The organism is Sulfitobacter sp. HI0040 (assembly GCF_001634885.1).
GTDB lineage: Bacteria > Pseudomonadota > Alphaproteobacteria > Rhodobacterales > Rhodobacteraceae > Sulfitobacter.
Genome location: NZ_LWEX01000471.1, coordinates 1 through 431, shown reverse-complemented (window position 1 = coordinate 431; position 431 = coordinate 1). Strand labels below are relative to the sequence as shown.

Annotated in this window: 1 tRNA gene and 1 pseudogene; both read left to right on the top strand. The window is 53.8% G+C overall.

The annotated features are described in order from the left end of the window. Positions 1–39 precede the first annotated feature (39 nt). Positions 40–115, top strand: a tRNA-Ala gene (locus A3728_RS19120). A 44-nt stretch (positions 116–159) separates the two neighbouring features. After that, positions 160–431, top strand: a pseudogene (locus tag A3728_RS23775) (glycosyltransferase family 2 protein); the annotation flags it as partial.

Genomic DNA, 431 nt, shown 5'->3' with positions numbered 1-431 from the left:
GTCGGAGGTTCAAGTCCTCCTCGACCCACCATTCCTTTCGGGGCCTTAGCTCAGCTGGGAGAGCGCCTGATTTGCATTCAGGAGGTCAGGAGTTCGATCCTCCTAGGCTCCACCATGAATTCTCTTGTTCCTGTCTGGTCGATATGACTAGAAGGGATCATGAAGATTTGTGCGATCACAATGGTTTACCGAGATTATTGGGCGATATCGCAATGGTACGCACATTACTCGAGGCACCTGAAGCCTGAACATCTCTACATCGTGGCCCACGGTCATGATGAGATGATTGGGAAGCTTTGCCCTGGGGCAAACGTGATCACGGTTCCAAGGGATGATCTTGCCGGGTTCGACCGGGTCCGCGGGCAATTGCTTAACGGACTGCAGGATGGGCTTGGCGCGCTGTTTGACTGGGTCATACGGACGGATGCAGA